The 24,957-nt window shown below is 59.9% G+C and carries 25 protein-coding genes; 9 read left to right on the top strand and 16 right to left on the bottom strand.

What is annotated here, in order from left to right; genetic code table 11:
- Positions 1–19: 19 nt before the first annotated feature.
- From AC1DTN_RS17810 to AC1DTN_RS17845, 8 genes are all read right to left on the bottom strand, one after another.
- Complete coding sequence (locus AC1DTN_RS17810) at positions 20–1,516, bottom strand: replicative DNA helicase (RefSeq protein ID WP_007820234.1); 1,497 nt, start codon at positions 1,514–1,516, stop codon at positions 20–22.
- A 344-nt stretch (positions 1,517–1,860) separates the two neighbouring features.
- Positions 1,861–2,439, bottom strand: a complete 579-nt coding sequence (gene rplI, locus AC1DTN_RS17815; RefSeq protein ID WP_113323376.1) for a 50S ribosomal protein L9 — start codon at positions 2,437–2,439, stop codon at positions 1,861–1,863.
- 21 nt (positions 2,440–2,460) lie between these two features.
- Positions 2,461–3,441: a DUF2232 domain-containing protein gene (locus AC1DTN_RS17820; protein ID WP_477921912.1), complete on the bottom strand. Its 981-nt coding sequence runs from the start codon at positions 3,439–3,441 to the stop codon at positions 2,461–2,463.
- 145 nt (positions 3,442–3,586) lie between these two features.
- A complete protein-coding gene (gene rpsR, locus AC1DTN_RS17825; protein ID WP_007531286.1) occupies positions 3,587–3,835 on the bottom strand; it encodes a 30S ribosomal protein S18 in 249 nt (82 codons plus the stop codon).
- Between the two features lie 12 nt (positions 3,836–3,847).
- Positions 3,848–4,306 (bottom strand): 30S ribosomal protein S6, encoded by a 459-nt coding sequence (rpsF, locus tag AC1DTN_RS17830; protein WP_007820237.1) that lies wholly within the window; start codon positions 4,304–4,306, stop codon positions 3,848–3,850.
- A gap of 271 nt (positions 4,307–4,577) precedes the next feature.
- Complete coding sequence (locus tag AC1DTN_RS17835; protein ID WP_477921913.1) at positions 4,578–5,045, bottom strand: hypothetical protein; 468 nt, start codon at positions 5,043–5,045, stop codon at positions 4,578–4,580.
- A 154-nt stretch (positions 5,046–5,199) separates the two neighbouring features.
- Positions 5,200–5,796, bottom strand: a complete 597-nt coding sequence (locus AC1DTN_RS17840; RefSeq protein ID WP_477921915.1) for a hypothetical protein — start codon at positions 5,794–5,796, stop codon at positions 5,200–5,202.
- 225 nt (positions 5,797–6,021) lie between these two features.
- A complete protein-coding gene (locus tag AC1DTN_RS17845; protein WP_113323378.1) occupies positions 6,022–7,065 on the bottom strand; it encodes an aldo/keto reductase in 1,044 nt (347 codons plus the stop codon).
- A gap of 207 nt (positions 7,066–7,272) precedes the next feature.
- Between AC1DTN_RS17845 and fabD the strand changes: the two genes are divergently transcribed.
- The 7 genes from fabD to gmk all read left to right on the top strand — a co-directional run bounded on the left by fabD (position 7,273) and on the right by gmk (position 13,772).
- Positions 7,273–8,217, top strand: coding sequence for an ACP S-malonyltransferase (fabD, locus tag AC1DTN_RS17850; protein WP_477921916.1), 945 nt, complete (start codon positions 7,273–7,275; stop codon positions 8,215–8,217).
- A gap of 28 nt (positions 8,218–8,245) precedes the next feature.
- Positions 8,246–8,983, top strand: a complete 738-nt coding sequence (fabG, locus tag AC1DTN_RS17855) for a 3-oxoacyl-[acyl-carrier-protein] reductase (RefSeq protein WP_477921917.1) — start codon at positions 8,246–8,248, stop codon at positions 8,981–8,983.
- A gap of 286 nt (positions 8,984–9,269) precedes the next feature.
- Positions 9,270–9,506, top strand: a complete 237-nt coding sequence (locus AC1DTN_RS17860) for an acyl carrier protein (protein ID WP_003547058.1) — start codon at positions 9,270–9,272, stop codon at positions 9,504–9,506.
- Between the two features lie 93 nt (positions 9,507–9,599).
- A complete protein-coding gene (gene fabF / locus AC1DTN_RS17865) occupies positions 9,600–10,862 on the top strand; it encodes a beta-ketoacyl-ACP synthase II (RefSeq protein WP_477921919.1) in 1,263 nt (420 codons plus the stop codon).
- Positions 10,863–10,981: 119 nt separating this feature from the next.
- Entirely contained in the window at positions 10,982–12,202 is a 1,221-nt protein-coding gene (gene mltG, locus AC1DTN_RS17870) for an endolytic transglycosylase MltG (RefSeq protein WP_477921920.1), read from the top strand.
- A gap of 16 nt (positions 12,203–12,218) precedes the next feature.
- Positions 12,219–13,106: a YicC/YloC family endoribonuclease gene (locus tag AC1DTN_RS17875; RefSeq protein WP_477921922.1), complete on the top strand. Its 888-nt coding sequence runs from the start codon at positions 12,219–12,221 to the stop codon at positions 13,104–13,106.
- A gap of 3 nt (positions 13,107–13,109) precedes the next feature.
- Complete coding sequence (gene gmk / locus AC1DTN_RS17880) at positions 13,110–13,772, top strand: guanylate kinase (RefSeq protein ID WP_113323382.1); 663 nt, start codon at positions 13,110–13,112, stop codon at positions 13,770–13,772.
- Here gmk and rsmA read toward each other — a convergent pair.
- The 7 genes from rsmA to AC1DTN_RS17915 form a co-directional block, all read right to left on the bottom strand.
- Complete coding sequence (rsmA, locus tag AC1DTN_RS17885; protein WP_477921923.1) at positions 13,769–14,596, bottom strand: 16S rRNA (adenine(1518)-N(6)/adenine(1519)-N(6))-dimethyltransferase RsmA; 828 nt, start codon at positions 14,594–14,596, stop codon at positions 13,769–13,771. The genes gmk and rsmA overlap by 4 nt on opposite strands.
- Positions 14,596–15,624, bottom strand: a complete 1,029-nt coding sequence (pdxA, locus tag AC1DTN_RS17890; protein ID WP_477921924.1) for a 4-hydroxythreonine-4-phosphate dehydrogenase PdxA — start codon at positions 15,622–15,624, stop codon at positions 14,596–14,598. Before pdxA ends, rsmA begins: the two co-directional genes overlap by 1 nt.
- A 7-nt stretch (positions 15,625–15,631) precedes the next feature.
- Positions 15,632–16,573 carry a SurA N-terminal domain-containing protein gene (locus AC1DTN_RS17895; RefSeq protein ID WP_439014524.1) on the bottom strand — a complete coding sequence of 314 codons (942 nt, stop codon included), beginning with the start codon at positions 16,571–16,573 and terminating at the stop codon, positions 15,632–15,634.
- A 187-nt stretch (positions 16,574–16,760) separates the two neighbouring features.
- Positions 16,761–19,115, bottom strand: a complete 2,355-nt coding sequence (locus AC1DTN_RS17900; RefSeq protein ID WP_439014525.1) for an LPS-assembly protein LptD — start codon at positions 19,113–19,115, stop codon at positions 16,761–16,763.
- Positions 19,115–20,203 carry an LPS export ABC transporter permease LptG gene (gene lptG, locus AC1DTN_RS17905; protein WP_113323387.1) on the bottom strand — a complete coding sequence of 363 codons (1,089 nt, stop codon included), beginning with the start codon at positions 20,201–20,203 and terminating at the stop codon, positions 19,115–19,117. Before lptG ends, AC1DTN_RS17900 begins: the two co-directional genes overlap by 1 nt.
- On the bottom strand, positions 20,200–21,381 hold the full coding sequence (locus tag AC1DTN_RS17910; protein ID WP_439014527.1) for an LptF/LptG family permease: 1,182 nt from the start codon (positions 21,379–21,381) through the stop codon (positions 20,200–20,202). The genes lptG and AC1DTN_RS17910 overlap by 4 nt, the downstream gene beginning before the upstream one ends.
- A gap of 99 nt (positions 21,382–21,480) precedes the next feature.
- Positions 21,481–22,254: a phosphatase PAP2 family protein gene (locus AC1DTN_RS17915; RefSeq protein WP_439014528.1), complete on the bottom strand. Its 774-nt coding sequence runs from the start codon at positions 22,252–22,254 to the stop codon at positions 21,481–21,483.
- Between the two features lie 140 nt (positions 22,255–22,394).
- On the opposite strand from AC1DTN_RS17915, the gene AC1DTN_RS17920 reads away from it, so the two are divergent.
- Complete coding sequence (locus tag AC1DTN_RS17920; protein WP_439014529.1) at positions 22,395–23,888, top strand: leucyl aminopeptidase; 1,494 nt, start codon at positions 22,395–22,397, stop codon at positions 23,886–23,888.
- Positions 23,885–24,334, top strand: coding sequence for a DNA polymerase III subunit chi (locus AC1DTN_RS17925; protein WP_439014530.1), 450 nt, complete (start codon positions 23,885–23,887; stop codon positions 24,332–24,334). Before AC1DTN_RS17920 ends, AC1DTN_RS17925 begins: the two co-directional genes overlap by 4 nt.
- 9 nt (positions 24,335–24,343) lie before the next feature.
- Here the strand turns inward: AC1DTN_RS17925 and AC1DTN_RS17930 are convergent, their stop codons facing one another.
- A complete protein-coding gene (locus AC1DTN_RS17930) occupies positions 24,344–24,895 on the bottom strand; it encodes a GrpB family protein (protein WP_439014531.1) in 552 nt (183 codons plus the stop codon).
- Positions 24,896–24,957 lie beyond the last annotated feature (62 nt).

Here is a 24,957-nt window from a genome sequence, read left to right on the forward strand (position 1 = left end):
TTGACGCGGAAAGCCCGCGTCAATGTTCCTCATACTGTGTGAAGGACGGATCGGCGAGATCGGCGAAGCGCGTGAATTCCGACTGGAAGGCGAGCTTCACCGTGCCGGTCGGTCCGTGACGCTGCTTGGCGATGATGACGTCTGCCGTTCCCTTCACCTTGTCGAACAGTGCTTCCCATTCCGGATATTTCGGATCGTGGATATCGCGCGGTTCCATGTTCTTCACGTAATATTCCTCGCGGAACACGAAGAGCACGACGTCGGCGTCCTGCTCGATCGAGCCGGATTCGCGAAGGTCGGAAAGCTGCGGGCGCTTGTCTTCGCGGCTTTCGACGGCACGCGAGAGCTGCGACAGCGCGATGATCGGCACGTTCAGTTCCTTGCCGAGCGCCTTGAGACCCGTGGTGATCTGAGTGATTTCCTGAACGCGGTTCTCGTTGGATTTGCCGGAGCCGGTCATCAGCTGCACGTAGTCGACAACGAGCACGTCGAGGCCGCGCTGGCGCTTGAGACGGCGGGCGCGCGCCGAGAGCTGGGCGATCGAAATACCACCGGTCTGGTCAATGAAGAGCGGCACTTTCTGCATCATCATCGAGCAGGCGACGAGCTTTTCGAAATCGGCATCGTTGATGTCGCCGCGGCGGATCTTCGAGGAGGAGACTTCCGTCTGCTCGGAGATGATACGCGTGGCGAGCTGTTCGGACGACATTTCGAGCGAGTAGAAGCCGACGACGCCGCCGTTCTTCGCCTTCATGCTGCCATCGGACTGCACTTCGCCTTCGTAGGCGGCAGCGATGTTATAGGCGATGTTGGTGGCAAGCGAGGTCTTGCCCATGCCGGGACGTCCTGCAAGCACGATCAAGTCCGATCGCTGCAAGCCGCCCATCTTGGAATCGAGCGAATGGATGCCGGTGGAAATGCCGGAGAGGCCACCGTCGCGTTCCTTGGCAACGGCCGCCATGTCGATGGCGAGCGCCACGGCATCGTTGAAAGCCTGGAAGCCGCCATCGTAGCGGCCATTTTCGGCAAGCTCGAAAAGACGGCGTTCGGTATCCTCGATCTGCGCCTGCGGCGGCATGTCGAGCGGCGCGTCATAGGCGATATTGACGACATCTTCGCCAATGGTGATCAGCGCGCGGCGGATCGCCAGGTCATAGATCGCCCGGCCATAGTCCTCGGCGTTGATGATCGTCACGGCACCGGTGACGAGACTGGCGAGATATTGAGAAACGGTGATGTCGCCGACCTTTTCGTCGGCCGGCAGGAAGGTCTTGACCGTGACCGGATTGGCGATCTTGCCCATGCGAATGATGTCGCCGGCGACTTCGAAGATCTTCCGGTGCAGCGGCTCGTAAAGATGCGTGGGCTTGAGGAAGTCGGACACCCGGTAATAGGCGTCGTTGTTCATCAGGATGGCGCCGAGCAGCGCCTGTTCGGCCTCGATGTTGTTCGGCGCTTCGCGATAGTGCTGCTCTGCAGGAGCAACGGCGGCAATCTTTCGTGCAGCTTCGTTCATCGTCATCCGTACTGTCTTTTTCCAAAACTCGGATTTGCAGGGCGGGCCGCATAAAATCAAGTCTCGCGCAGTAACTGCTTTCAAGCGGTCGTCAAATTAGCAGCGCTGTGCACGTTCTTCGACTTCTCCACAGTCGGCGGATCCGCTGAGGAGAAATATCCTGGCTGTCACTTGCGGGACACGCAGCCCGCGGCGACTCACTTCGTCATTCCAACATTCCGTTATCTTATCGCCCCTGATTGGAAGGCGCAGCAGAAAAGCCCGACATTCTTCTGAAGACCCACATCTAAGCAACAAAAAAGCCCGGCGCGAGCCGGGCTTTCCGTCCTGTCTGAAAACAGAAATTATGCTTCGTCTTCGTCGATGCCGTCGGCTTCCGGATCGAAGAAGTCTTCCGGACGCAGGGCGTCTTCGTCAACGCCATAGATGGCGTCGACAGAGGTGAGCTCTTCGCCCTTGGACTGACGCTCGGCTTCTTCGGAGGAACGGGCAACGTTCAGCTCGATGTTGATCTCAACTTCAGCATGGAGCTGCAGCTCGACCTTGTGCAGGCCGATTGCCTTGATCGGCGTGTTGAGGTGAACCTGGTTGCGAGCGATGTTGAAGCCTTCGGCGGCCAGAATGTCGACGACGTCACGGGCAGCGACGGAGCCGTAGAGCTGGCCGGTTTCGCCGGCAGAGCGGACGACGATGAAGGACTTGCCGTCGAGAACGTCGGCAACCTTCTGGGCTTCGGACTTGCGCTCGAGGTTACGGGCTTCGAGCGTTGCGCGCTCGGATTCGAAACGGGCCTTGTTGGCAGCGTTGGCGCGCAGTGCCTTGCCGAGCGGCAGGAGGTAGTTGCGTGCGAAGCCGTCGCGAACCTTTACGGTTTCGCCCATCTGGCCGAGCTTGGAGATGCGTTCGAGGAGGATGACGTCCATGGTGTTTTTCCTTTCTTATTCTCAGATTTCGCTATCGGGTTGTTTGGGGGCATCAGCATCCTTGGTCGGGGTCAGGGCGATCGCCTTGCGGGTATCGGCGAGACCAAGCACGAGGATGAAAAGGGCTGGCAGCATCATGGTGGATGCCAGGTAGCAGAGGATGAGGGCCGGCAAGCGCCAGTCCTTGCCGCGCGTGCGGAAATGCAGCGCGGCGAAGCCGGACATCAGGAAGCCGGCGCCGAAGGCTCCGACCACCGTGGCGCCGATCATCGCCGGAATGCCGCCCATGAAGGTGGCGGCAAGACCTGCGAGGAAGATGAAGATCGAATTGCGGTTCATGCGCAGCGACGAGGGGATATCCTCGCGCGGGCGCAGGCCTTTACCGGAAGCGGCAACGATGCGCGTCGCGATGTAATAGGCGGCAAACAGCATTACCACCCAGATGCCGCCCTGCAGGGCCGGCAGCATCAGGACGACGAGCGACTTCGTCTGCGCGGTCGCGACCGGATCCGGAACGAATGTCGGCTGCTGCTCCTGCAGCGAAGCCATCAGCACATCGACCATCTGGTCGGTGATTTCAGGCCCGTAGCCGATCATGATGCCGGTCACGATGACGGCGAAGGTGACGAGACCGCAGAGATGCAGCAGGATATCGGAAAGCGGATACCAGGCGAGCAGATTGTCGGGGCCGCCGAGTTCGGAGGCCGGGCGCGCAAGGTTCGCGAGATGGCTCAGCCAGCCTGCCGGCAGCAGCGTCACCAGCGTCATGACAAGAGCGAAAGAGGGCGAAATGGCAATCGCGCCGAGCACAGCAGCGGTGACGACAGCGGAAATGGCCGCGAGATTGCCCCAGCCGAGGCCGACGAGCAGGATCGGAAGTGCGGAAGCGGCGTAAAGCACAGCGCTGAACGACGGCTGCATGCTCGCGCCAAGCACAAGCAAGGCGGCGGTCAATCCGGCGAGTGCGCCGATCGCAAGCGTTTTCAGGTTCAGTTTTTTCACTTCGCTGTCCTGCTTCATCAAGCAGTTAGAGGATTTCCCTGAGAGAGTTCGGGAGATGCCTCAACATGGGTTTTCAGGTTCCGATCCGCGCCCATCGCGGAAGGGAGGAAGCCCCGGATCGGAAATCCGGGGCTCCAATAGTCAGTTATGCTACGACGTACGGCAGCAGGCCGAGGAAGCGGGCGCGCTTAATCGCCTGGGCGAGTTCGCGCTGCTTCTTCTGGGAAACGGCCGTGATGCGGGACGGAACGATCTTGCCGCGCTCGGAAATGTAGCGCTGCAGGAGACGGACGTCCTTGTAGTCGATGCGCGGAGCGTTTGCACCGGAGAACGGGCAGGTCTTGCGACGACGATGGAACGGACGACGGACCGGAGCGGAGGAAGATTCAGACATTCTTATTTCTCCTTATGCACGGTCTTCGCGGGGAGCGCGATCAGGACGCGGGCCACGCTGGAAGTCGCCGTCACGGCGCGGCGGACGATCGCCGAATTCGCGGCGCGGGCCACGGTCGCCGCCTTCACGCGGGCCACGGTCGTCGCGGTCGCGCTTCTGCATCATGGCAGACGGGCCGTCTTCGTGCTTTTCAACAGCGATGGTCATGTAGCGAAGAACGTCTTCGCTGATGCGCATCTGGCGTTCCATTTCCTGGATCGCAGCTGCCGGTGCATCAATGTCCATCAGGGCGTAGTGAGCCTTGCGGTTCTTCTTGATGCGGTAGGTGAGGGACTTGAGGCCCCAGTTTTCGATACGCCCGACTTTACCGCCGTTTGCTTCGATCACGCCCTTGTACTGTTCTACGAGGGCATCGACCTGCTGCGACGTGATATCCTGTCGGGCAAGGAATACATGTTCATAAAGAGCCATGACAGCTTTGCCTTTCTTGCGTTGATCAGAACCCGGCATTCGGCGGCTAAGCCTCAACGACTGCTCCTGAGAGGCGATAAGCGCCAAGCAAGAAAAGCGTTTCCGAGACGGTCGAGAGCGGAGACACGGGAGGCTGGAACGCTTCCGTTCCGAACGGTTCGCATGAAGCAAACCGGCCCTCCGTTCAGCCACCAGCCAGAAGACCGGGTTAACGAACAGGCGCGCTTATACGGATTTTTGAGCGAAAGGCAAGGGAACCGGGCAAGAAACCTTATTTCGTCACCTCGGGCCGGACGAAGACGGTCTGTCCCGGTGGATTATCGACGAAGAACTGGTCGTCGGCAATCAGCAGCGATTGTGTTCCGCTCTTATAGGCGAATTGCAAACTCTCTGCCTCCGCCATGCGGCCAGTGAGGTTGATCGTTATCGTATCTGCGCTGTCGGCAAAACTGATCTGCAGTGTATTGCCCTGCCGTTCTATGACAGCATCTGCCATGTCACCCCGGTCGGTTCCATCAGAACTGAAGCGCATGATCTCCAAGGGATTGTTCGTCTCGATGATATCGTGACCATCGCCCTCGGCGAAATGATAGGTCGATTGCACGGTGGATGTGCTGTTGATGACGACATAATCATCGCCCTTGCCGCCGGAAATATTGTACGCAGCAGCCGTCGCATTGACGGAGATGACGTCGTTGCCGTCGCCGCCATCGATACCGCTCGCATTGACGGCCGTCACTTCGATGAGATCATCGCCGCTGCCGCCGTCAACGCTGAATACATTCCGCGAGCTGACGGTTATCGCGTCATGCCTTTCCCGCCTGCCGTACTAAACGCAAAGGCAGCGGAACTGATGTTGATTGTGTCGTTGCCATCGTCGCCATCGGTGCTCCTCACGCTGGTCGTGCTTTCAAGGACGATCGTATCGTCGCCTTGCCGCCGCCGGTGGAGCCGATCCCCTTGACCAGATTTTCAATGGTGCCGAGCGGCCCGCTGACATCAGCAGTTGTTTCGATGGAAATTTGATCGTCACCGCCGCCGCCATCAACCCAGGCGACATTCCCGCCGCTGGTAATCGAGATGGAGTCGTCGCCTCTGCCCGAGTTGATGTGCGCCACGGAGGGATTGGAGGTCTGTTCCTGGCCTTGTCCCCCGGCGCGGATGTTGATGACGTCGTCGCCGCGTCCGGTCGATACCTTGTTGACCTCATTGGCGGTGATATCGACAACATCATTCCCGCTGCCTGTCGTCACTGAGGCTGTGCCGCCAGGGGAGTTGATCAGCACGCCGGCATTACCCTTCGCATCCATGATGATCCGCATGATGCTGTCGATTGCGCCACCATTTGCGCCGGCCGCTGTGACACCGACTTGGGCGAAGACGCCAGGTTCATGTTTGCCGCCGCCATTGTTGATTGACGCGGTCTGAAGCAGCTGAAGCGCATACTCGCCGCGGAAACGGGCATGAAATGTCTGGGAAATACCGATCACTGCAAAGCTCCTCCCGTCTTCTTTGCCTTCTCATGAAGCCCGAAGATCGATGGCCGCTGTCATGGCGGGAAAATCATTGCTGAAACTGAGCGGGATGGTGCCGGTGATCGGTTAAATGCCACTTAACAGCGAAGTGCGAAATGCAGCTACAAACACTGGTAGATGCCTCTGGGAATAAAAGAGGCGCGATTGCTCGCGCCTCCACATATTTGGGACAGAAAGCTCTCAGAGCGGCATCGGATACTGCCGGTGAACCTTCTCGATCTCGGCAAGCGCATCGTTGCTGAGCCCCACGTTCGCCGAGCCGATATCCGTCTTCAACTGCGCCATCGAGGTTGCGCCAATGATGACTGACGTCATGAAGCGACGGGTCAGGCAGAAGGCGAGCGCCATCTGCGAGGGATCGAGGCCATGGCGGGCGGCGATGTCGAGATAAGCCTTCGTCGGCGCTTCCTGCAGCGGCTGCAACCGGCCGCCGAGGTCGCCGTTGATCGCGGCGCGCGTACCCGCCGGCTTCTCGCCGTTGATGTACTTGCCGGTCAGGATGCCGGCGGCTAGCGGCGAATAGGCGAGCAGGCCGACATCTTCGTGGTGGGAGAGTTCCGCCAGGTCGAGATCGAAATGGCGGTAGAGGAGATTGTATTCGTTCTGGACGCTGGCGACGCGCGGCAGGTTCATCTGCTCGGACAGCGTCAAATATTTCTGGATACCCCAGGTCGTCTCGTTGGACAGGCCGAAGGCGCGGATCTTGCCCTCCTTCACCAGCTCGCCCACCGTCTCCAGAATGTCGGTCATATTCGCCACGGCTTTGGCGCGGTCCTGCTTGAAAGGGTCGTAATGCCAGCTCTGGCGAAAATGGAAATGGCCGCGGTTCGGCCAGTGGATTTGGTAGAGATCAACATAGTCGGTCTTCAGTCGCTTCAGGCTGGCCTCGAGCGCGAGGCGGATATTCTTGGCGTCGGCGCCTTCGCCGTTGCGCAGATAGGAGCGGCCGGTGCCGGCAACCTTGGTGGCGAGCACGATATCCTTGCGCTTGCCGGTCTTTTCGAACCAGCTGCCGATATAGTCTTCCGTGCGGCCCTGCGTTTCGGCCGAAACGGGCGTCGTCGGATAAAGCTCGGCAGTATCGAAGAAATTGATGCCTTCCTGGACGGCGTAGTCCATCTGTTCATGGGCTTCCGCCTCGCTGTTCTGCGTGCCCCAGGTCATGGTGCCAAGGCAAATCTCGGAAACGGAAATATCTGTGCGGCCTAATTTATTGTATTTCATCGGAAACCTTGGGCGTGGTCTGGGAAAGGAAGAGCTTGGGAAGAGCCGCGCAAATCTAGGCTGGATTTGCCGAAGCGCAAGAGGAAAAACCGGGTGTTCCCGCTGAGGCGAAAGGCTTTGGAGAGAATCTGCCGCCACTTGACTCTGAAAGAAAGAATGTCAATTGGAGGCGAAATGGCCCAATGGGCACTATCGAGGGACCGAAAAATGACCATTGCTTTCACTTTTCCCGGCCAGGGCAGTCAGGCCGTCGGCATGGGCAAGGATCTCGCCGAGAACTTTGCGGAAGCCCGCGCCGTTTTCGAAGAGGTCGATGAAGCGCTCGGTGAAAAGCTTTCCGATGTCATCTTCAACGGTCCCGAGGACAAGCTGACGCTGACGGCAAACGCCCAGCCGGCGCTGATGGCCGTCTCGATGGCCGTCATCCGCGTTCTGGAAGCCAAGGGCCTCGACCTGAAGGCGAAGGTCGCTTACGTCGCCGGCCATTCGCTCGGCGAATATTCCGCCCTCTGTGCCGCCGGCACTTTCTCGATCGCCGACACGGCTCGACTTCTGCGCATCCGCGGCAACGCCATGCAGGCCGCCGTGCCTGTCGGTGTCGGCGCCATGGCCGCCATCATCGGCCTCGAACATGCCGACGTGCAGGCCATCTGCGAAGAAGCTGCAGCGATCGGCTCCTGTCAGATCGCCAATGACAATGGCGGCGRCCAGCTCGTCATATCAGGTGAGAAGTCGGCCGTCGAAAAGGCCGCCGGCCTTGCGACCGACAAGGGCGCCAAGCGCGCCATCCTGCTGCCGGTCTCCGCTCCCTTCCATTCGAAGCTGATGGCGCCTGCCGCAGATGCCATGCGCGAGGCACTCGCCGGTGTGAAGAAGACCAATCCGGCCGTGCCTGTCATAGCCAATGTCCGCGCCGCTCCCGTCACTGACGCTGAGGAGATCGCCGAACTTCTCGTCGAGCAGGTCACCGGACAGGTTCGCTGGCGCGAAACGGTGGAATGGTTCGCCGCAAATGGCGTCACAACGCTCTATGAACTCGGTGCCGGCAAGGTGCTGACCGGCCTTGCGCGCCGCATCGACAAGAATATCAATGGCGTCTCTGTAAACGGCCCTGCCGATATCGACGCTGCCATTACCGCTCTCACGGCCTGATTGCCCACTTCATATAAGGAACGTTCCCATGTTCGATCTTTCCGGCCGCAAGGCTCTCGTCACCGGCGCATCGGGCGGCATTGGCGAAGAAATCGCCCGCCTTCTCCATAAACAGGGCGCCATTGTCGGCCTGCACGGCACCCGTGTCGAAAAGCTCGAGGCATTGGCAAATGAGCTAGGCGACCGCGTCAAGATCTTCCCGGCGAACCTGTCGGATCGCGATGAGGTGAAGGCTCTCGGCCAGAAGGCGGAAGCCGATCTCGAAGGCGTCGATATCCTAGTCAACAACGCCGGCATCACCAAGGACGGCCTCTTCGTGCGCATGAGCGACGAAGACTGGGATGCCGTTCTCGAAGTGAACCTGACGGCGACCTTCCGCCTGACACGCGAGCTCACCCATCCGATGATGCGCCGCCGTTATGGCCGCATCATCAACATCACCTCGATCGTCGGCGTCACCGGCAACCCGGGCCAGGCCAACTACTGCGCCTCCAAGGCCGGCATGATCGGCTTCTCGAAGTCGCTGGCGCAGGAAATCGCCACCCGCAACGTGACGGTCAACTGCGTTGCGCCGGGCTTCATCGAAAGCGCCATGACCGGCAAGCTGAACGACAAGCAGAGGGAAACGATCATGGGTGCGATCCCCATGAAGCGCATGGGAACCGGTGCCGAAGTGGCGTCTGCCGTCGTCTATCTCGCCTCCTCGGAAGCGGCCTATATGACGGGTCAGACGCTGCACGTAAACGGCGGCATGGCCATGATCTGAAACGATTAGCTGCCGCAGCCGCCGATTTCAGCCAATAGCGTGTTGAGCAATCACGAACGGTTGATTTTCTGGCTTTGCGGCAGACTTAAAGCATGTTAAGCGGGCCATGACTGTCAACAGTCGTCCCGAAAAAAGCAGACGGACCGGCGGGCTTTTCGCAAGCCTGGGACTTCTCTAAAGCCGGGTAAACGAGTTTGCCGAGGATGTCTGAAAGCATCGCAGGCTGAAACAGGGTAGGGGTGTCAGAATGACGCTCCGATCAGGACATAAGGTCGAGGAAACCGACATGAGCGATATCGCAGAACGCGTAAAGAAAATTGTTATTGATCATCTTGGCGTCGATGCCGACAAGGTCGTCGAGAGCGCCAGCTTTATCGACGATCTGGGCGCAGACTCGCTCGACACGGTCGAACTGGTCATGGCCTTCGAAGAAGAATTCGGCGTTGAAATCCCCGATGATGCCGCTGACTCGATCCTGACGGTTGGCGATGCCGTGAAGTTTATTGAAAAGGCTCAGGCCTGATTCTGCGCATTCGAGAAAGGGCGGGCCAAGAGTCCGCCCTTTTCTTTTGAGCATGTTTCTCCATAAAACATAACAGACGGGGGAAAGCAGTCGATGAGAAGGGTCGTCATAACAGGTGCCGGCATGGTATCGCCCTTGGGATGCGGAGTAGAAATTACCTGGTCCCGCCTGCGTGCGGGAGCAAACGGCGCCCGCCTCGTGACCGAATTCGAGGTCGATGATCTCCCTGCCAAGATTGCTTGCCGCATTCCCGTTGGCGATGGTTCGGACGGCACCTTCAATGCTGACGACTGGATGGAGCCGAAGGAACAGCGCAAGGTAGACCCCTTCATCATCTACGGCATGGCCGCCGCCGATATGGCGCTCAAGGATGCCGACTGGCATCCCGAAACCGATGAGGACCAGATCGCGACAGGCGTGCTGATCGGCTCCGGCATTGGCGGCATCGAAGGCATTGTCGAAGCCGGCTATACGCTGCGCGACAAGGGCCCGCGCCGCATCTCTCCTTTTTTCATTCCAGGCCGACTAATCAACCTCGTCTCCGGCCAGGTTTCCATTCGCCACAAGCTGCGCGGCCCGAACCATTCGGTCGTCACCGCCTGCTCCACCGGTGCGCATGCCATTGGTGATGCTGCCCGCCTTATCGCGCTCGGCGATGCCGATGTCATGGTAGCCGGCGGCACGGAATCTCCGGTCAGCCGCATTTCGCTTGCCGGCTTTGCCGCCTGCAAGGCACTGTCGACGCAGCACAACGACGACCCGCAGAAGGCGTCGCGCCCCTATGACAAGGACCGTGATGGTTTCGTCATGGGCGAGGGCGCCGGTATCGTGGTACTCGAAGAGCTCGACCATGCGCTGGCACGCGGCGCCAAGATCTATGCCGAAGTGGTCGGTTACGGGCTTTCCGGCGATGCCTTCCACATCACCGCTCCGTCGGAAGACGGCGACGGCGCGTTCCGCTGCATGACCATGGCGCTGAAGCGCGCCGGCCTGACGCCTGCCGATATCGACTATATCAACGCCCACGGCACCTCGACCATGGCCGATACGATCGAGCTCGGTGCCGTCGAGCGCCTCGTCGGCAATGCGGCGTCGAAGATCTCGATGTCGTCGACCAAATCCGCGACCGGCCACCTGCTCGGTGCTGCCGGCGCCATCGAGGCGATCTTCACGACCCTCGCAATTCGGGATAACGTCGCCCCTCCGACGCTCAATCTCGACAATCCTGAGCGGGAGACTGCGATCGATCTTGTTCCGCACAAGGCTCGTGAGCGAGAAATCAACGTGGCGCTATCCAACTCGTTCGGATTCGGCGGCACGAATGCATCGCTCGTGTTGCGCCGCTACGTCGCGTAACAGGTGGTTCACCGAGCACGGGCGAACGTCAAACGGCGTCATGAAGCGTGGCAGAACCTGTTTTTGCCGCATTACTTCGCGAAATAGCGAAGCGGGGGCCAAGTTTTAGAGGATTGCCGGTGAGCGATACGACCAACCAGAGCAGCGACAACGGCCAGCCGGCGCAGAAGGGACCGATCATCCCGAAATCGCCGAGCGAAGCCCTGCGGCCGGAACGTGTTCCCGAGCCGCCGAAGCGCTCCAGGAATGCCCGCAGCCAGGTCGTCCTCTTCCTGAATTTCGTCATGACCATGGCGGTGGTCGTCTGCATCGCCGGTCTCATCGGCTTCTACTACGCCATCACTGCCTATCAGAACCCCGGCCCGCTGCAGACGAACACCAACTTCATCGTCCGCAATGGCGCAGGCCTCGCGGAAATCGCCACGAATCTCGAGCGCAATCTCATCATCTCGGACGCGCGCGTCTTCCGTTATCTGACCGCGACGCATCTGAGCGCCGGCGAAAGCCTCAAGGCGGGTGAATACGAGATCAAGGCGCATGCATCCATGAACGAGATCATGGAGCTTCTGAAATCAGGCAAGTCGATCCTCTATTCCGTCTCCTTCCCCGAAGGTCTGACGGTGCGGCAGATGTTCGACCGCATGCTGGACGATTCGGTGCTCGAAGGCGACCTGCCGGCGGCTCTGCCGGCAGAAGGCAGCCTGCGGCCCGATACCTACAAGTTCTCGCGCGGCACCAAGCGGTCTGAGATCATCGATCAGATGGCTGCCGCCCAGCAGAAGCTGGTCGACCAAATCTGGGAACGGCGTGATCCGTCCCTGCTTTTGAAGAGCAAGGAAGAGTTCGTCACGCTCGCCTCCATCGTCGAGAAGGAGACGGGAGTGCCGGACGAGCGCGCTCATGTCGCCTCCGTCTTCCTGAACCGTCTGGGCAAGGGCATGCGTCTGCAGTCCGATCCGACCATCATCTACGGTCTCTTCGGTGGCGATGGTAAACCCGCAGACCGGCCGATCTATCAGTCGGACCTGAAAAAAGAGACGCCCTTCAATACCTACGTCATCAAGGGCCTGCCGCCGACGCCGATCGCCAATCCCGGCAAAGACGCGCTGGAAGCTGTCGCCAATCCCTGGAAGACGCAGGACCTCTATTTCGTTGCCGATGGCACCGGCGGTCACGTCTTTGCGGCAACACTCGAAGACCACAACGCCAACGTCAAGCGCTGGCGTAAGCTGGAAGCCGACAAGGGCGCCGATCCCGAAATTGTCGTCGACGGACAGCCGGAGGACCAGCCTGCGGACAATACATCCGCGGTTCCGCCGAAGAAAAAGAAGATCAACTGATATCGGGAGGCCTTTGATGGCATTGCAGTCCATGACTGGTTTTGCGCGGCGCGAGGGAACGACCGGCCGCTGGCGCTGGGCATGGGAACTGCGTTCGGTCAACGGCAAGGGCCTTGATCTCCGCCTCCGCCTCCCGCCCGGTCTGGAGCGCCTCGAAACGGATGTTCGCCGCATTGCCGGCGAGAATTTCAGCCGCGGCAACCTGCAGGCCACGTTGTCCCTGACGACAGGCGAAAGCCGGCTTGAAGCCGTGCTCAATCAGGATGCCTTCGCCGCCGTTCTCACCATGCGCGACAAGCTGGAAGGTCTCATCGATCCGGCGCCGCTGAGGCTCGATACCCTGCTTTCCATCCGCGGCCTCGTCGATTTCCGCGAGACGCAGGACAGCGAAGAGGYGATTGCCGCGCGCGATGCCGATATCCTGTCTGGACTGATGGCTGCTCTTTCCGATCTCAGGGCTATGCGTGAGCATGAGGGAGCAGCACTCGCGCGTGTGCTTCTCGGCCATGTCACGACGATCGAAGCTCTGACAAGCACGATCGAGGCCGATCCCTCGCGCTCGCCGCAGGAGATCGCGACAAGGCTTTCCGCGCAGGTCGCACTCCTCATGGAGGGAGCGGGCGGGCTCGACCGTGACCGGCTGCACGCCGAAGCAGCATTGCTCGCCACCAAGGCGGATCTGCGCGAAGAGATCGATCGGCTGAAGGCCCATGTCGCCGCCGCCCGCGATCTCGTGACAAAAGGTGGCCCGGTTGGCCGAAAGCTCGATTTCCTTGCACAGGAATTTAACCGAGAATCGAATACAATCTGCTCGAAGTCGAACGCATCGGCCGTCACCGCAGCCGGCATCGAGCTGAAGGTGGTGATCGATCAGTTCCGCGAGCAGGTCCAGAATTTGGAGTAGGATATGAGCCCGGCGAAAATCTCGCCCATCCAGATCGCCCGTCGCGGTCTGATGCTGGTCATCTCGTCGCCCTCGGGCGCCGGTAAATCCACCATCGCGCGTACGCTTCTGGAAACGGACAAGCAGATCGGCCTTTCCGTCAGCGTCACGACACGCCAGCGCCGGCCGAGCGAAGTGGAAGGCGTTCACTATCATTTCAAGACCGTGCGGGAATTCGAGCGGCTGCGCGATTCCGATTCTCTGCTGGAATGGGCCGAGGTTCACGGCAATTTCTACGGCACGCCCCGCGAGCCGGTTGAGCAGGCCATGTCCGAAGGCCGCGACATGCTGTTCGATATCGACTGGCAGGGCGCTCAGCAATTGCAGCAGAAGATGCAGGCCGATGTGGTCTCGATCTTCGTACTGCCGCCGACCATGACCGAGCTGCAATCCCGCCTGCATCGCCGCGCCGAGGATTCCGAGGAGGTCATCCAGACGCGCCTGGCCAATTCCCGTGCCGAGATCGCCCACTGGCGCGAATATGACTACGTCATCATCAATGATGACCTGAACGCTGCCTTCGATGCGGTGCAGTCGATTGTCAAGGCCGAGCGCCTGCGCCGCGACCGTCGCCACGGCATGTTCGATTTCGTCCGCGAATTGCTGGAAGAGACGCCGGTTCTTTAAAGGCTGTTCGCCAGCCGGCAGAATTCCTCCACCGAAAGAGTCTCCGCGCGCCGCGCCGGATCGATGCCGGCCTTGACGAGCAAGCTCTCCCCGCCGATCGGCTTCAGGCTCTGGCGCAGCATCTTGCGGCGCTGGCCGAAGGCTGCCTGCGTCACCTTCTCCAGATTGGCGACAGGGCAGGGGATCGGGTTTTCGTTCGGCGTCAGGTGGACCACCGTCGAGGTGACCTTCGGCGGCGGCGTGAAAGCCTGTGGCGGAATATCGAATGCCATGTGGGAATGTGTGCGCCATCCCGTAAGCACGCCGAGGCGGCCGTAGTGATCGTCGTCTTCGGAGGCGACGATCCGCTCGCCGACTTCCTTCTGGAACATCAGCGTCAGAGATTGCCAGAAGGGCGGCCATGCCTTCGGCAGCAGCCAGTTTACCAGAAGCTGGGTACCGACATTATAGGGCAGGTTGGCGATGATCTTGACTGGACCTTCCAGTGCCAGCGCCTCGAAATCAGTCTTCAGCGCATCGCCCTCGATGACCTCAAGCCGTCCGGGATAATGGTCGGCGATCTCGGCGAGAGCCGGCAGGCAGCGTGCATCGCGCTCGACCGCGATGACCTTCTTCGCACCGAGCGCCAGTATGGCCCGCGTCAAGCCTCCGGGACCGGGACCAACCTCAAAGACCGTCGCGTCATCAAGCGCGCCAGCCGTGCGTGCAACCTTCTGCGTCAGGTTGAGATCGAGCAGGAAGTTCTGCCCGAGCGCCTTGCGCGCATCGAGCCCATGGCGCTGGATAACCTCGCGAAGCGGCGGCAGACCGTCGAGTGCAGCCATTACCGGTGGCTTTCCGCAGTCCGGCCAAGCTGCGCGCCGAGCTTCAGCGCAGCAACGAGGCTCGTTTCGCGGGCAAGTCCCTTGCCGGCAATGCCGAAGGCGGTGCCATGATCGGGGGATGTGCGCACGAAAGGAAGGCCGAGCGTCACATTGACGGAATCGTCGAAACCGAGCGCCTTGGCTGGGATCAGCGCCTGATCGTGATACATGCAGACGGCCACGTCGTAACGCGCGCGCGCCTCGTCATGAAACATCGTATCGGCGGGGAGGGGACCGATAGCATCGATACCTTCGTCACGAAGGATCTGGACCGCCGGATGGATGATGGTCTCATCCTCCTTGCCGATCGCGCCGCCTTCACCCGCATGCGGATTGAGCCCTGCAATGGCCAGGCGCGGAGAGTCGATCCCGAATCGCTGCTTCAGATCCCAGTCTGCGATCCGGCAGGTTTCAACGATCAGGCCGAGCGTCAACGCCTGCGGCACATCCCTGAGCGGAATGTGGATGGTGACAGGAATGGCGCGCAGTTTCGGTCCGGCAAGCATCATGACAGGCATGACCGACTGACCGGTCGCATGCATGGCAAGATCGGCAAGGAATTCCGTATGGCCTGGAAATTTGAACCCTGCCTCATAGAGCACCGACTTGGCGATCGGATTGGTGACGACTGCAAGCGCCTCGCCCTGCATGACGAATGCTACCGCCGCCTCGATCGAGGCGATCGTACCCTTCGCCGTCGCGACATGCGGCTCTCCTGCCGCAACATCGACGCCTGCGGGTATCGCCAAGACAGGCAACGCGTCCGCAAATATACCGAGACTTTCCGCGGCGTTGCCGATGCTGCGCAGGGGAACGTCGAGTCCGAGCTTTCGTGCCCGCACCGCAAGCACATCGGGATCGCCGATCAGGAAGAACGGCGGCAGTCCAAGCTCGCGCCTGCGAAGCCAAGCCATGAGCGTTATATCAGGCCCAACGCCGGCAGGGTCGCCCTGCGTCAGTGCAAGCGGTCGCGAAAACGGTGTCGCCATGGAAAAATCAGCGATAGATGATCTGCGCGTGTTTACGCAGTTCATCCAGATATTTGGTGGCGTTTTCGTTTTCCGGCGCCGCGGACTTGTCTGCCTTTGCCTTGTCAAGGTCTTCCTGACGGAACACCATTTCAGCCGCCTGGTCATCCGAGACCTGGCGCTGGCTGCAGATCGCGAGATATTCCACGCCCTTGTCGGTCACGCGCGTAGCCGTGGTGTTGCCCTTGGCCCCTATGACCAGATCCTTCCAGTCCGCCGGAATTTCCGGGGCCAGCATGCGGCCGAGATCGCGGATCGAAACGTCCCGCATTGTGGCGGCGAAAGTCTTTGCCTGGTCACAACCCGGATATTTGGAGCGTGACGCCTCAGCCTCGCTCTTGCGCTTCGCCGTGATCGCGTTGCGCTTGGATGCGGGAACAACGAAGATGACCTGCTGCAGCATATATTCTGTCGTCACCGGCTTCTGCTTGTTGTTCTGCATCATGCGGTTGACGAGGTCGAAATTCGATAGGCGTGCGCTGGAGCCGTAACGCGCGTTGACGACGCGCGGCCAGCTCATCTGCACGGCAATGAAGTTCTTGAAATGATCGACGCCGACGCCGGCGCGGTCGAGGATCTGCCCCATCTGCTCGACGGAAAGCTTGTTGCTGGCGGCAAACCGAGCGAAGGAGGCGTTGACGTCGTCCTGCGAGACGGACATGCGCACGCGGGAGACTTCCTGCCGCTTCAGCGCCTCGTCGACAAGCTGTTCTTCGGCAGCCTTGGCGTCGGGTTTCAAGCGCTGCAGGCGCATGAAGGCCTGTCGTTTTGCAACGTCGCCACTGGTAATCGCGGTACCGTTTACCACTGCCTTGACTTCGCTGGCGGCGAAGACAGGTGTACTGAAGGCAGCAAGCATGAAGGCTGCGCCTGCAATAAGCGTGGTTACGGTTTTCTTCGCGTCAATCATCTGTTGACCTCCCGATAGCGCCGCACGATCCAACGCGCGGCGTTCTTACCATACACTGAGACCAGCGGAAATCGCATCTCTTGCTCCGCGACACCCTATGTCTCACATAACGACTGGTCGCAATGTCCTGCACAGGCTTACGGCGAAAGAATGGCCCGGCCGGAAATCTCCGGCCGTCCATCTGTCATCAGAGGTTATTCGCAGCATCACCCGTGCCCAGCCGGATATCGCCGAGCGTGCGGAAGGTCAGGCGGGCGGCGATCGTCCAGTCGCTTGCCGTCTGATCCGTCGTATCCCGCCTATCCACATAGGCGATGGTGAAGATGGTGCACTCGTCCTGATAGGAAATGCCGAGCGAACGCCTGACAACAACGTCATTGTTCAGATCCCAGGCGATACCACCGAAGATCGACCAGTAATCCTTGAACTTGATCCTGCTGCTCGCCTGAATCTCGTCTTGGTCTTCAGCAAAGCCGTATGCCGGCTGGGCACCCACGTGCGTATAGGTGACCTGGCCCGAGAAGGTATCGTTCTGATAGGCCGTCGTCAGGTCGCCGCGATTGAAGGCGAAATCCTTCTCGTCCAGTCGGTAGGATGCTGCCACGGAGAGACCGAAAGGCATTTCGATGCCGCCGAGGCCAACATAGTCGGAACGGTCGGTCTCAAGGCCGGAATCGGCGCCGACATTCACGAGGTCGTCGGTCGCAAACGAATTCTGGCCGGCGAGCTGGTAGGACTGTCCGAAGATGCCGTGCAGCTTGTAGCCGCTGTCGAAGGTGCCTGTATACTGGAAGCCGACGTTTGCGCGCGTGCCGCCCTCGATACGGTCGTAGCCGGAGAACCTGTCACGATCGAAAAGGTTGGTCGCATCGAAGACGAAGCTTTGCGCATCTTCGTTCGGCAGCCGGCCGGCGAGTGGTTCATCCGGTCGTGCGTAGATCTGCGCAATCGGCTCCAGAACATGCGTGCTGTTGCTGGTCGTGAACAGGATCGGGTAGCGCATTTCCAGCCCGGCCGTCACCATTCCGCGCGTTGCCGCATTATCGTCCAGATAATTGCCGGCATAGGGAACGCCGTTGGCATCGACCGGACTTTGCATGTTGAGCGCCAGAGCATCGCCGCGTGCCGCGAGCAACGGCGTGATAACCAGCCCAGTGGGTGTTACGAAGGTCCGTTTCCACTGTAGTTCCGTGGTCAAACGTGTGGTCTGACCTTCCAGGCCGGGGAAGCGATCGAAACCGTCGACGGTGGTAAAGTCGTCCTGAGAGCGCGAAAGATTGGTCAGATTGACATCGGCGGAAAGCTCACCGCCTGCGAGCGGCTGCGGCGCGACATAGTGATAGTCAAGCGTCGGATAGACGATTGGCTGCTGCTTTTCAGCGGTGCTGCCGGAATCGGCGTCCTGAACGTCGAAATAGAAGGCGCGCAGGTCGAAGTAATTCCGCTTGCCGAGACCCGTCAGATAGACGGTATTGACCTGCGGCGTGTTGTCGTAACCATCGATCTTGTAGGTGCGCGAGAAGTTGTTGTCGCTCTGCACCATCACATCCCAGCCGAAGGTCCAGCGGGGATTGATCCTGAAATCCCCCTTCGACGCGACCATGCCGCGCTGTTCAGCTTCGGCATCGCTTGTACCGGCGCTGAAATTACCGGGATTCATCTGATCGATGCCGGCGACGTGCATCGTCACCGTGCCGTTTTCGAAGCGACGGCGATATTCGCCCTCGAGCAGGAAGCCTTGCGAGGTATAGCCGGTGCCCGTGACGGTGAAATCCGAACTCGGGGAGATGACGTAATAATAGGGAACGGACAGACCGTAGCCGAGATTTTGTGAAACGCTCATCGACGGGAACAGGAAGCCGGACTTGCGCTTCACGGTATTGTCGGGGACTTCGATCCACGGCAGGTATGCGAGCGAACGGCCAAGCAGCTGGAAACGCGCCTTTTCAAGGCGGATCGTATGCTTCTCACTGTTCTGGATAACGCGTTCGGCCTTGACCTGCCAGAAGGGCGCGCGTTCGGGCTTTTCCGCGCAGGGCAAGCAGGCCGTGTAGACGCCTTTATTGAGAATCATCTGCGTACCGCCGACTCGCTGGCCGGTTTCGGCAACGAGGCGGGTATTATCGCTTGTCTCGATTCGCAGCGCATTCATGAAGCCGTCTGCGAAATTGTCGGTCACATCGAGGTGGTCGGCATAGATTCGGTTGCCGTCGGGCGTCACCATCTCGATGTTGCCGGTCGCCATCATGCGGCCGGTCTTCTGGTTATAGTCGACCTTCTGGGCGACCAGCCTGTAGCCGCCGTAGTTGATCTGCACGCCGCCGATCACAGAGACGAGCTCCTGGTCCCTATTATAGAGGAGCTCGTTCGCGGACAGCATCAGCTTAGCATCCGGCGAGACATTCTGGCCGATCGCAGGCATGCCTGTATTGTTCTCTTGGCCATAGGCCAGCGGAGCACTTTCGAAATAGCTACACAGAGCCGCACCTAGGAGCAGGGCAACCAACTGTTTACTAACAACCTTGCGGTCGCCTACCGCCACTAGCCATCCTCCTGATGAAGCAGGATCGTTGCGCCTAAAGCGAGCGCTACGACCACCGGTATCCAAGTCGCCACAAACGGCGGCACGACACCGCTGCTTCCGAATGCTTTTACAAGCACGGTGACGACATAAAGCATGAAGCCTGAAAGGATTCCACCCAGAATCACAGAGCGTGATTGGTTGAACCGGCTAAATTTCAGAGACACTGTTGCAGCAATGAGAGTCATGGCCACCAAGAGCAGCGGCTGCGACAGCAGAGAGTTGAATTGAGTCTCAAGTGCCTTCGTTGAAATTCCGAAGGATTTGGCGGCAGCGATACGGTTGGAAAGGTCAAAGAAACCAATTGTTTCCGGCGCTGTGAGCCGCTCCTTGATGAAGTCTTGCTTCAGATTGGTACGAAGCTGCTCCGTAGCCTTACGCACCGGGATTTCCCCAGGCTTGCGTTCGACGACGTTGTTAAGCTGCCAGTAACCATCTTCCAATTTGGCGGATGAGGCATCCTGCCTCAGAATGACCTGACCGGTGGAATCGAAGTGGACAAGCACGGCGTCCATAAGCAGCGTGCCGTTCTCCAGCACGGTCTTGGCGCCGATGATGACATCGTCCCGGCCGCTGATCTGGCGCAGCCACGGAACCTGCAGTGCCCTGATCATGGCATTGTCCTGACCGCGCCAGGCCGTTTCGAATTGTGTTGCCTGCCTCTGGCCCCAGGCTGCGAGCGGATTGAGCGCCACCACCGTCAGCACCCCGAGAATCAGGGACCCCGCGATAAAAGGCAGCATGAACTGCCAGACCGAGATGCCCGCCGCACGGGTGACGACGAGTTCATATTTCCGGTTGAGGCCGATCAGCACGGTGATGCCGACGAACAACGCCACGAAGGGGATGGTCTGCTGCAGGATCAACGGTAGGCGAACGGCGGTGAGCAGCACAGCACCACCCAGCGTGTAGCCGGGGAAATTGGAGATGCGGCTTGCCGTCTCGCTGAAGTCCAGCAGGAAGGTGATGGCGCTCATGCCGATCAGGAACCACATCGTGGTTACGACATACCGGCGGAAGAAATACCGCGACAATGTCCCGAAAATCATCGCACAGCGCCTCCGCCGGTCCGGTCCGTCGCGGCAAGTACCCGCTTCTGGGCGCGCTTCCAGATCGTCGAGGTGCGGTTTCTGACGACAAGCGGCATGGCCAGCCGCTTATGCATGTTCAGGAAAATAATCGAAACCAGGCTGGTCACGATCGGGATCGCATAGAGGATCGGGATATAGATCGTGCTTTTGTCGATCTGGTTGGCAACGTAAAACGCCGCCCAGCGCAGGACGAACGCGAGGCCCAGTGCGCCGATCATCGGATGCATGCGTGCCTCGCGATGCGATCGCGCATCCCCGGCTATGGCGAGCGAGAATAGCGCGAAAACGAAGGGAAGCATCCAGTCGGTCAGGCGGCGATGAAGCTCGGCGGTATAGCTGCCGGGCTTGGCGATATAATCAGGATCTTTCGGATCGGGATTGAGCAGGAAAGCGAGATCGCGGTCGCTCGCGCGAAGCGTCGCCTGTCCGTTATTTTCCGTCATATCCGAAAGGTCGAAGGAATAGGAATCGAACTTGATGACCGAGACGTTTCCATCGGGCGTTTTGCGATGGACTTCGCCATCATGCATGATCAGCGACGTGCCGATATCATCCACGGCGCCTTCGCGCGCATAATAGATGAGTTCGTTATTCGGCTCGCGCTCGTCGGCGACGAAGAGACCTTTGAGCGTGCGGCCGGCGAGCCGCTGCGAGATCTGCACATAGAGGCCTTCATCGATCTTGCGGAAGGTCTTTTCCTCGATCACGGACGAAAGAAGATCGGCATAGGTCTCGGCGATCATCTGCCGCACGACCGTCTTCGCGCGTGGCTCGACGACATTGTCGACGAAGAACGAGAAGACGCTGATGAGGATCGCGAGCAGCAGGATCGGCCGCGCCAGGATAGTGCGGCGGGCGCCGGCGGCATCGATCACGGTCAGTTCGGAATCGTTGTTCATCGTCGTCAGCGTCTGGGTAATGCCGATGACGAGTGCAAAGGGCAGCACGATGGGAATGATCGACGGCAGGATCAGCGTCGCAAGCGTGGCGAAGGAGCCGATCGACTGGCCGCTGTCGGTCACCAGATTGATGCGCTGCAGGACCTGGGTGGTCCAGATGATCGCGAGCACCGGGAGCAGGGCCACGAGAAACATCTGGCCGACACGCCGCAATATATATGTCTCGAGTAGTTTCATGCTCGCCCTTGAACGCGCCTGCAGGTCGATATGATCAGCAGGAGATTCCCTCTACGCTGTTTGTCTCGGTTTTGCGACAAGTCAGTGTCAAAAATTCATTCAATTTTCAGAATTTTTTTGTTGCCGTGGCGACTCAGCAAGTGCCATCAGCGCGGTGAATATGACGACCGAAGAAAGCCATCCCAGCACGACGTCGGATAGATAATGTGCGCCGAAGGAGAGCCGCATCGCGGGTGTCAGGATGGAAACGGCGGCGACGGGTGCCACAAGCGCATAACGTATCGACTTCGGAACGAAGATCAGCAGGCAGAACAGCCAGCCCGCGCTTGCCGCCTCGCCGGAAATGAAGGAGCAGTTCGAGACGCACTTGCCGGCCAATGAACCGGCTTCGGCGAAATGCAGCGTACCGCCGAAGAAATCCGTCTGCACAGGCCGCGGCCGACCCCAATGTTCCTTGAGGATCACATTGACGAGAAGAACGGGACCGATCAGCAGCGTGCCGAGCGCAACCTTCAGATCGCGGGCGCGCGGTGCGTTGAATGTAGCGCCATGCTGCTGATAGCACTCGACCAGTTTCCATAGCATGACCGCGGTCACGACATAGGGAACGTAGAAGAAGAGCGTGCGTAAGAGACCGAGGATCGCCTCGCTCCGATAGGGGAAGGAGCCACAGATCTCGGTTGCTGGGGCCGACGCGTCGCAGGCCGCCTGCACGAAAAAAAGCTGGGAAAAATAAATGTCTATCCCGGGAAACGCGCGGAACAGGGCAAGCAGCAGCCACCATACCCAGAAAAGCAGGACAAAGACGCCGAATGCCGTTTGCGGCAGGCGAACTGCCGGACCCCGCCATCGATTTTTCGAAAAAACTGTCAACGCAAACATCTACGAAACTGACGAAAACCTTTTGGCCGGGCGGCCGCGCGGAACATAACAACTGTCGCCGGCCATTGACAGACCCGTCAAACGCGAAATTATCCCCTGGAACGGATTTCATGAATCCCATCGGAGAAGACATGTCTGCAAAATTCGAAATTTCATTCTCAAAATCGGCAAAGCTCAGCAGCGGCCTCGCGATTCTTCTGAAGACGTCCGAAGCCGACACCGCGGCTGGGGCCGATATTGCCGATCCGGCGGGAGTGATTGCCAAGGCGTCGAAGATTGCGCGCTTCTCGGCAAAGTCGTTGGCTGCCCTCGACCTAGTGGCGCCAGAGGGTGCGCCTGTCGAGCGTATCATCGTCCTTGGCCTCGGCAAGCCGGCAGACCTGACCGTCCACGATTGGCTGAAGGCCGGCGGCAGCGCTGCCTCGCGGATCAAGAATACTGAGAAAGCGACGATCTTCATCGATGCGCCGGGCGCAGATGTCAGCGCCAAGGCTGCGGCCGATTTCGCTCTCGGCATGCTGATGCGCGCCTACAGCTTCGATACCTATAAGACGAAGAAGAATGACGACGAGGAGAAACAGGCGAAGTCGGTCAAGGTGACGATCGTCACGGCCGATGCGGCTGCCGCCAAGAAGGCCTTCGCCGATGCCGAAGCGGTTGCCGACGGCGTCAATCTCGCTCGTGACCTGGTCAACGAGCCGCCGAACGTCCTCGGCCCCATCGAATTTGCGGCCAAGGCAAAGGAGCTCGAGAAGCTTGGCGTCGAGGTGGAAATCCTCACCGAGCGCGAAATGCGCCGTCTCGGCATGGGCGCGCTGCTCGGCGTCGCCCAGGGCTCCGTGCGCCCGCCGCGCCTGGCTGTCATGCAATGGAAGGGCGGAAAGGGCAAGGATCGGCCGATTGCCTTCATCGGCAAAGGCGTCGTCTTCGATACCGGCGGCATCTCCATCAAGCCGGCTGCCAATATGGAAGACATGAAGGGCGATATGGGCGGTGCGGCTGCCGTCACCGGCCTTATGCACACGCTTGCCGCCCGCAAGGCGCCGGTCAATGTCGTGGGCATCATCGGCCTTGTGGAAAACATGCCTGATGGCAACGCCCAGCGTCCGGGCGACATCGTCACCTCCATGTCCGGCCAGACGATCGAGATCATCAACACGGATGCGGAAGGCCGCCTCGTGCTCTGCGATGCGCTCTGGTATTGCAACGACCGCTTCAAGCCACAGTTTATGATCAATCTCGCGACGCTGACAGGCGCCATCATGGTCGCGCTCGGCAACAGCCATGCGGGTCTCTTCTCGAATGACGATCCGCTGTCGGCGCAGCTGACGACCGCTGGCCTCGTCACGAACGAGAAGCTGTGGCGCATGCCGCTCGGCAAGGAATATGACAAGATGATCGACAGCAAGTTCGCCGATATGAAGAATACCGGCGGTCGTCTCGCCGGTTCCATCACCGCAGCGCATTTCCTCAAGCGCTTCGTGCAGGATACGCCCTGGGCGCATCTCGATATCGCCGGCACGGCCATGGGCTCGGTGCAGGACGAGATCAACCAGTCCTGGGGCTCCGGTTTCGGCGTGCGCCTGCTTGATGAACTGGTCCGCTCGAACTACGAAACACGATGACGGAAATCCTCTTCTACCATCTGACGGAATCGAAGCTGGAAGACGCGCTTCCGCCGTTGCTCGACAAGAGTGTCGAGCGCGGCTGGCGCGTCGCCGTCCAGATGAAGGAGGCCGCGCGGCGCGATGCGCTGGATCAGCATCTATGGACCTATCGGGAAGACAGCTTCCTGCCGCATGGCACGGATGAGGCCGATTTCGCCGGGGATCAGCCGGTTCTCCTGACGGTTTCGGCTGACAATCCGAATGCTGCTACCGTCCGCTTCATCGTCGATGGCGCCGAGCCGCCGGCGGTCGCGGATTATGAGCGGATCGTCTTCATGTTCGACGGGTATGACCAGGAGCAGCTTGAAGGCGCGCGCGCCCAGTGGAAAAAGCTGAAAGGCGAGGGGCATAGCCTCACCTATTGGCAGCAGACGCCGGAAGGGCGGTGGGAGAAGAAGGCCTGACCCCGATCGTCAGGCAAGGCCCGCTTCCGCCAGAACCCTGTCGATGAAATCCTTCTTCGCTCCGGTATAGGCGGCTCGGCTCTCGGCATATTTTTGCGCAAGTCCGATCTTCAGCTCCTCATAGGCCAGCGCAAGGGCTGGATCGCCCTGCAGCCTGTCGCGGAAGAAGATGTCCCGCCTCCAGTTGAAGCCCTGATATTCGACGACATGGGCGAGATGCGTGCGCGTCTCGCCCATGACACCGCGGCCGAAGAGATGGTCGTCGGGTACGATGTCGGCACCGGCATAGTCATAGCCGATCGCCTCCATAGGCTTGATGCAGGCAAGTCCGTCATCAAGGCGGCGAACGCCGATCAGGATATCGATGATCGGTTTCGCCTTGATGCCTGGAATGGCAGTGCTGCCGAAGTGCTGTATATCGATTGCCAGAGGGCCAAGCGCGTCGCGGATCCTGGCCTCTTCCAGCAGATAGGCCTCCTGCCACTTGGCGTTGGGGTCGGCGAGTCTCACTGCCAGATGTGGGACGCCCAATCCAAACGATTCATCCTGCTCCTGCTGCATGGAAAACGTCCCTCACGTTTCGTTTTCCTATTCTAGCATTCTGCAGGCACAATGGCATCTGC

The organism is Rhizobium sp. 01T444 (assembly GCF_056398305.1).

What these genes read in the sequence shown, in the direction of transcription:
- AC1DTN_RS17845 (WP_113323378.1), bottom strand. Translation starts at nt 7,065, where the DNA reads ATGAAATACAATAAATTAGGCCGCACAGATATTTCCGTTTCCGAGATT.
- rpsF (WP_007820237.1), bottom strand. Translation starts at nt 4,306, where the DNA reads ATGGCTCTTTATGAACATGTATTCCTTGCCCGACAGGATATCACGTCG.
- fabG (WP_477921917.1), top strand. Translation starts at nt 8,246, where the DNA reads ATGTTCGATCTTTCCGGCCGCAAGGCTCTCGTCACCGGCGCATCGGGC.
- lptG (WP_113323387.1), bottom strand. Translation starts at nt 20,203, where the DNA reads ATGATTTTCGGGACATTGTCGCGGTATTTCTTCCGCCGGTATGTCGTA.
- pdxA (WP_477921924.1), bottom strand. Translation starts at nt 15,624, where the DNA reads ATGGCGACACCGTTTTCGCGACCGCTTGCACTGACGCAGGGCGACCCT.
- rplI (WP_113323376.1), bottom strand. Translation starts at nt 2,439, where the DNA reads ATGGACGTCATCCTCCTCGAACGCATCTCCAAGCTCGGCCAGATGGGC.
- fabF (WP_477921919.1), top strand. Translation starts at nt 9,600, where the DNA reads ATGAGAAGGGTCGTCATAACAGGTGCCGGCATGGTATCGCCCTTGGGA.
- gmk (WP_113323382.1), top strand. Translation starts at nt 13,110, where the DNA reads ATGAGCCCGGCGAAAATCTCGCCCATCCAGATCGCCCGTCGCGGTCTG.
- AC1DTN_RS17895 (WP_439014524.1), bottom strand. Translation starts at nt 16,573, where the DNA reads ATGATTGACGCGAAGAAAACCGTAACCACGCTTATTGCAGGCGCAGCC.
- AC1DTN_RS17920 (WP_439014529.1), top strand. Translation starts at nt 22,395, where the DNA reads ATGTCTGCAAAATTCGAAATTTCATTCTCAAAATCGGCAAAGCTCAGC.
- rpsR (WP_007531286.1), bottom strand. Translation starts at nt 3,835, where the DNA reads ATGTCTGAATCTTCCTCCGCTCCGGTCCGTCGTCCGTTCCATCGTCGT.
- AC1DTN_RS17860 (WP_003547058.1), top strand. Translation starts at nt 9,270, where the DNA reads ATGAGCGATATCGCAGAACGCGTAAAGAAAATTGTTATTGATCATCTT.
- AC1DTN_RS17925 (WP_439014530.1), top strand. Translation starts at nt 23,885, where the DNA reads ATGACGGAAATCCTCTTCTACCATCTGACGGAATCGAAGCTGGAAGAC.
- AC1DTN_RS17810 (WP_007820234.1), bottom strand. Translation starts at nt 1,516, where the DNA reads ATGAACGAAGCTGCACGAAAGATTGCCGCCGTTGCTCCTGCAGAGCAG.
- AC1DTN_RS17910 (WP_439014527.1), bottom strand. Translation starts at nt 21,381, where the DNA reads ATGAAACTACTCGAGACATATATATTGCGGCGTGTCGGCCAGATGTTT.
- AC1DTN_RS17930 (WP_439014531.1), bottom strand. Translation starts at nt 24,895, where the DNA reads ATGCAGCAGGAGCAGGATGAATCGTTTGGATTGGGCGTCCCACATCTG.
- rsmA (WP_477921923.1), bottom strand. Translation starts at nt 14,596, where the DNA reads ATGGCTGCACTCGACGGTCTGCCGCCGCTTCGCGAGGTTATCCAGCGC.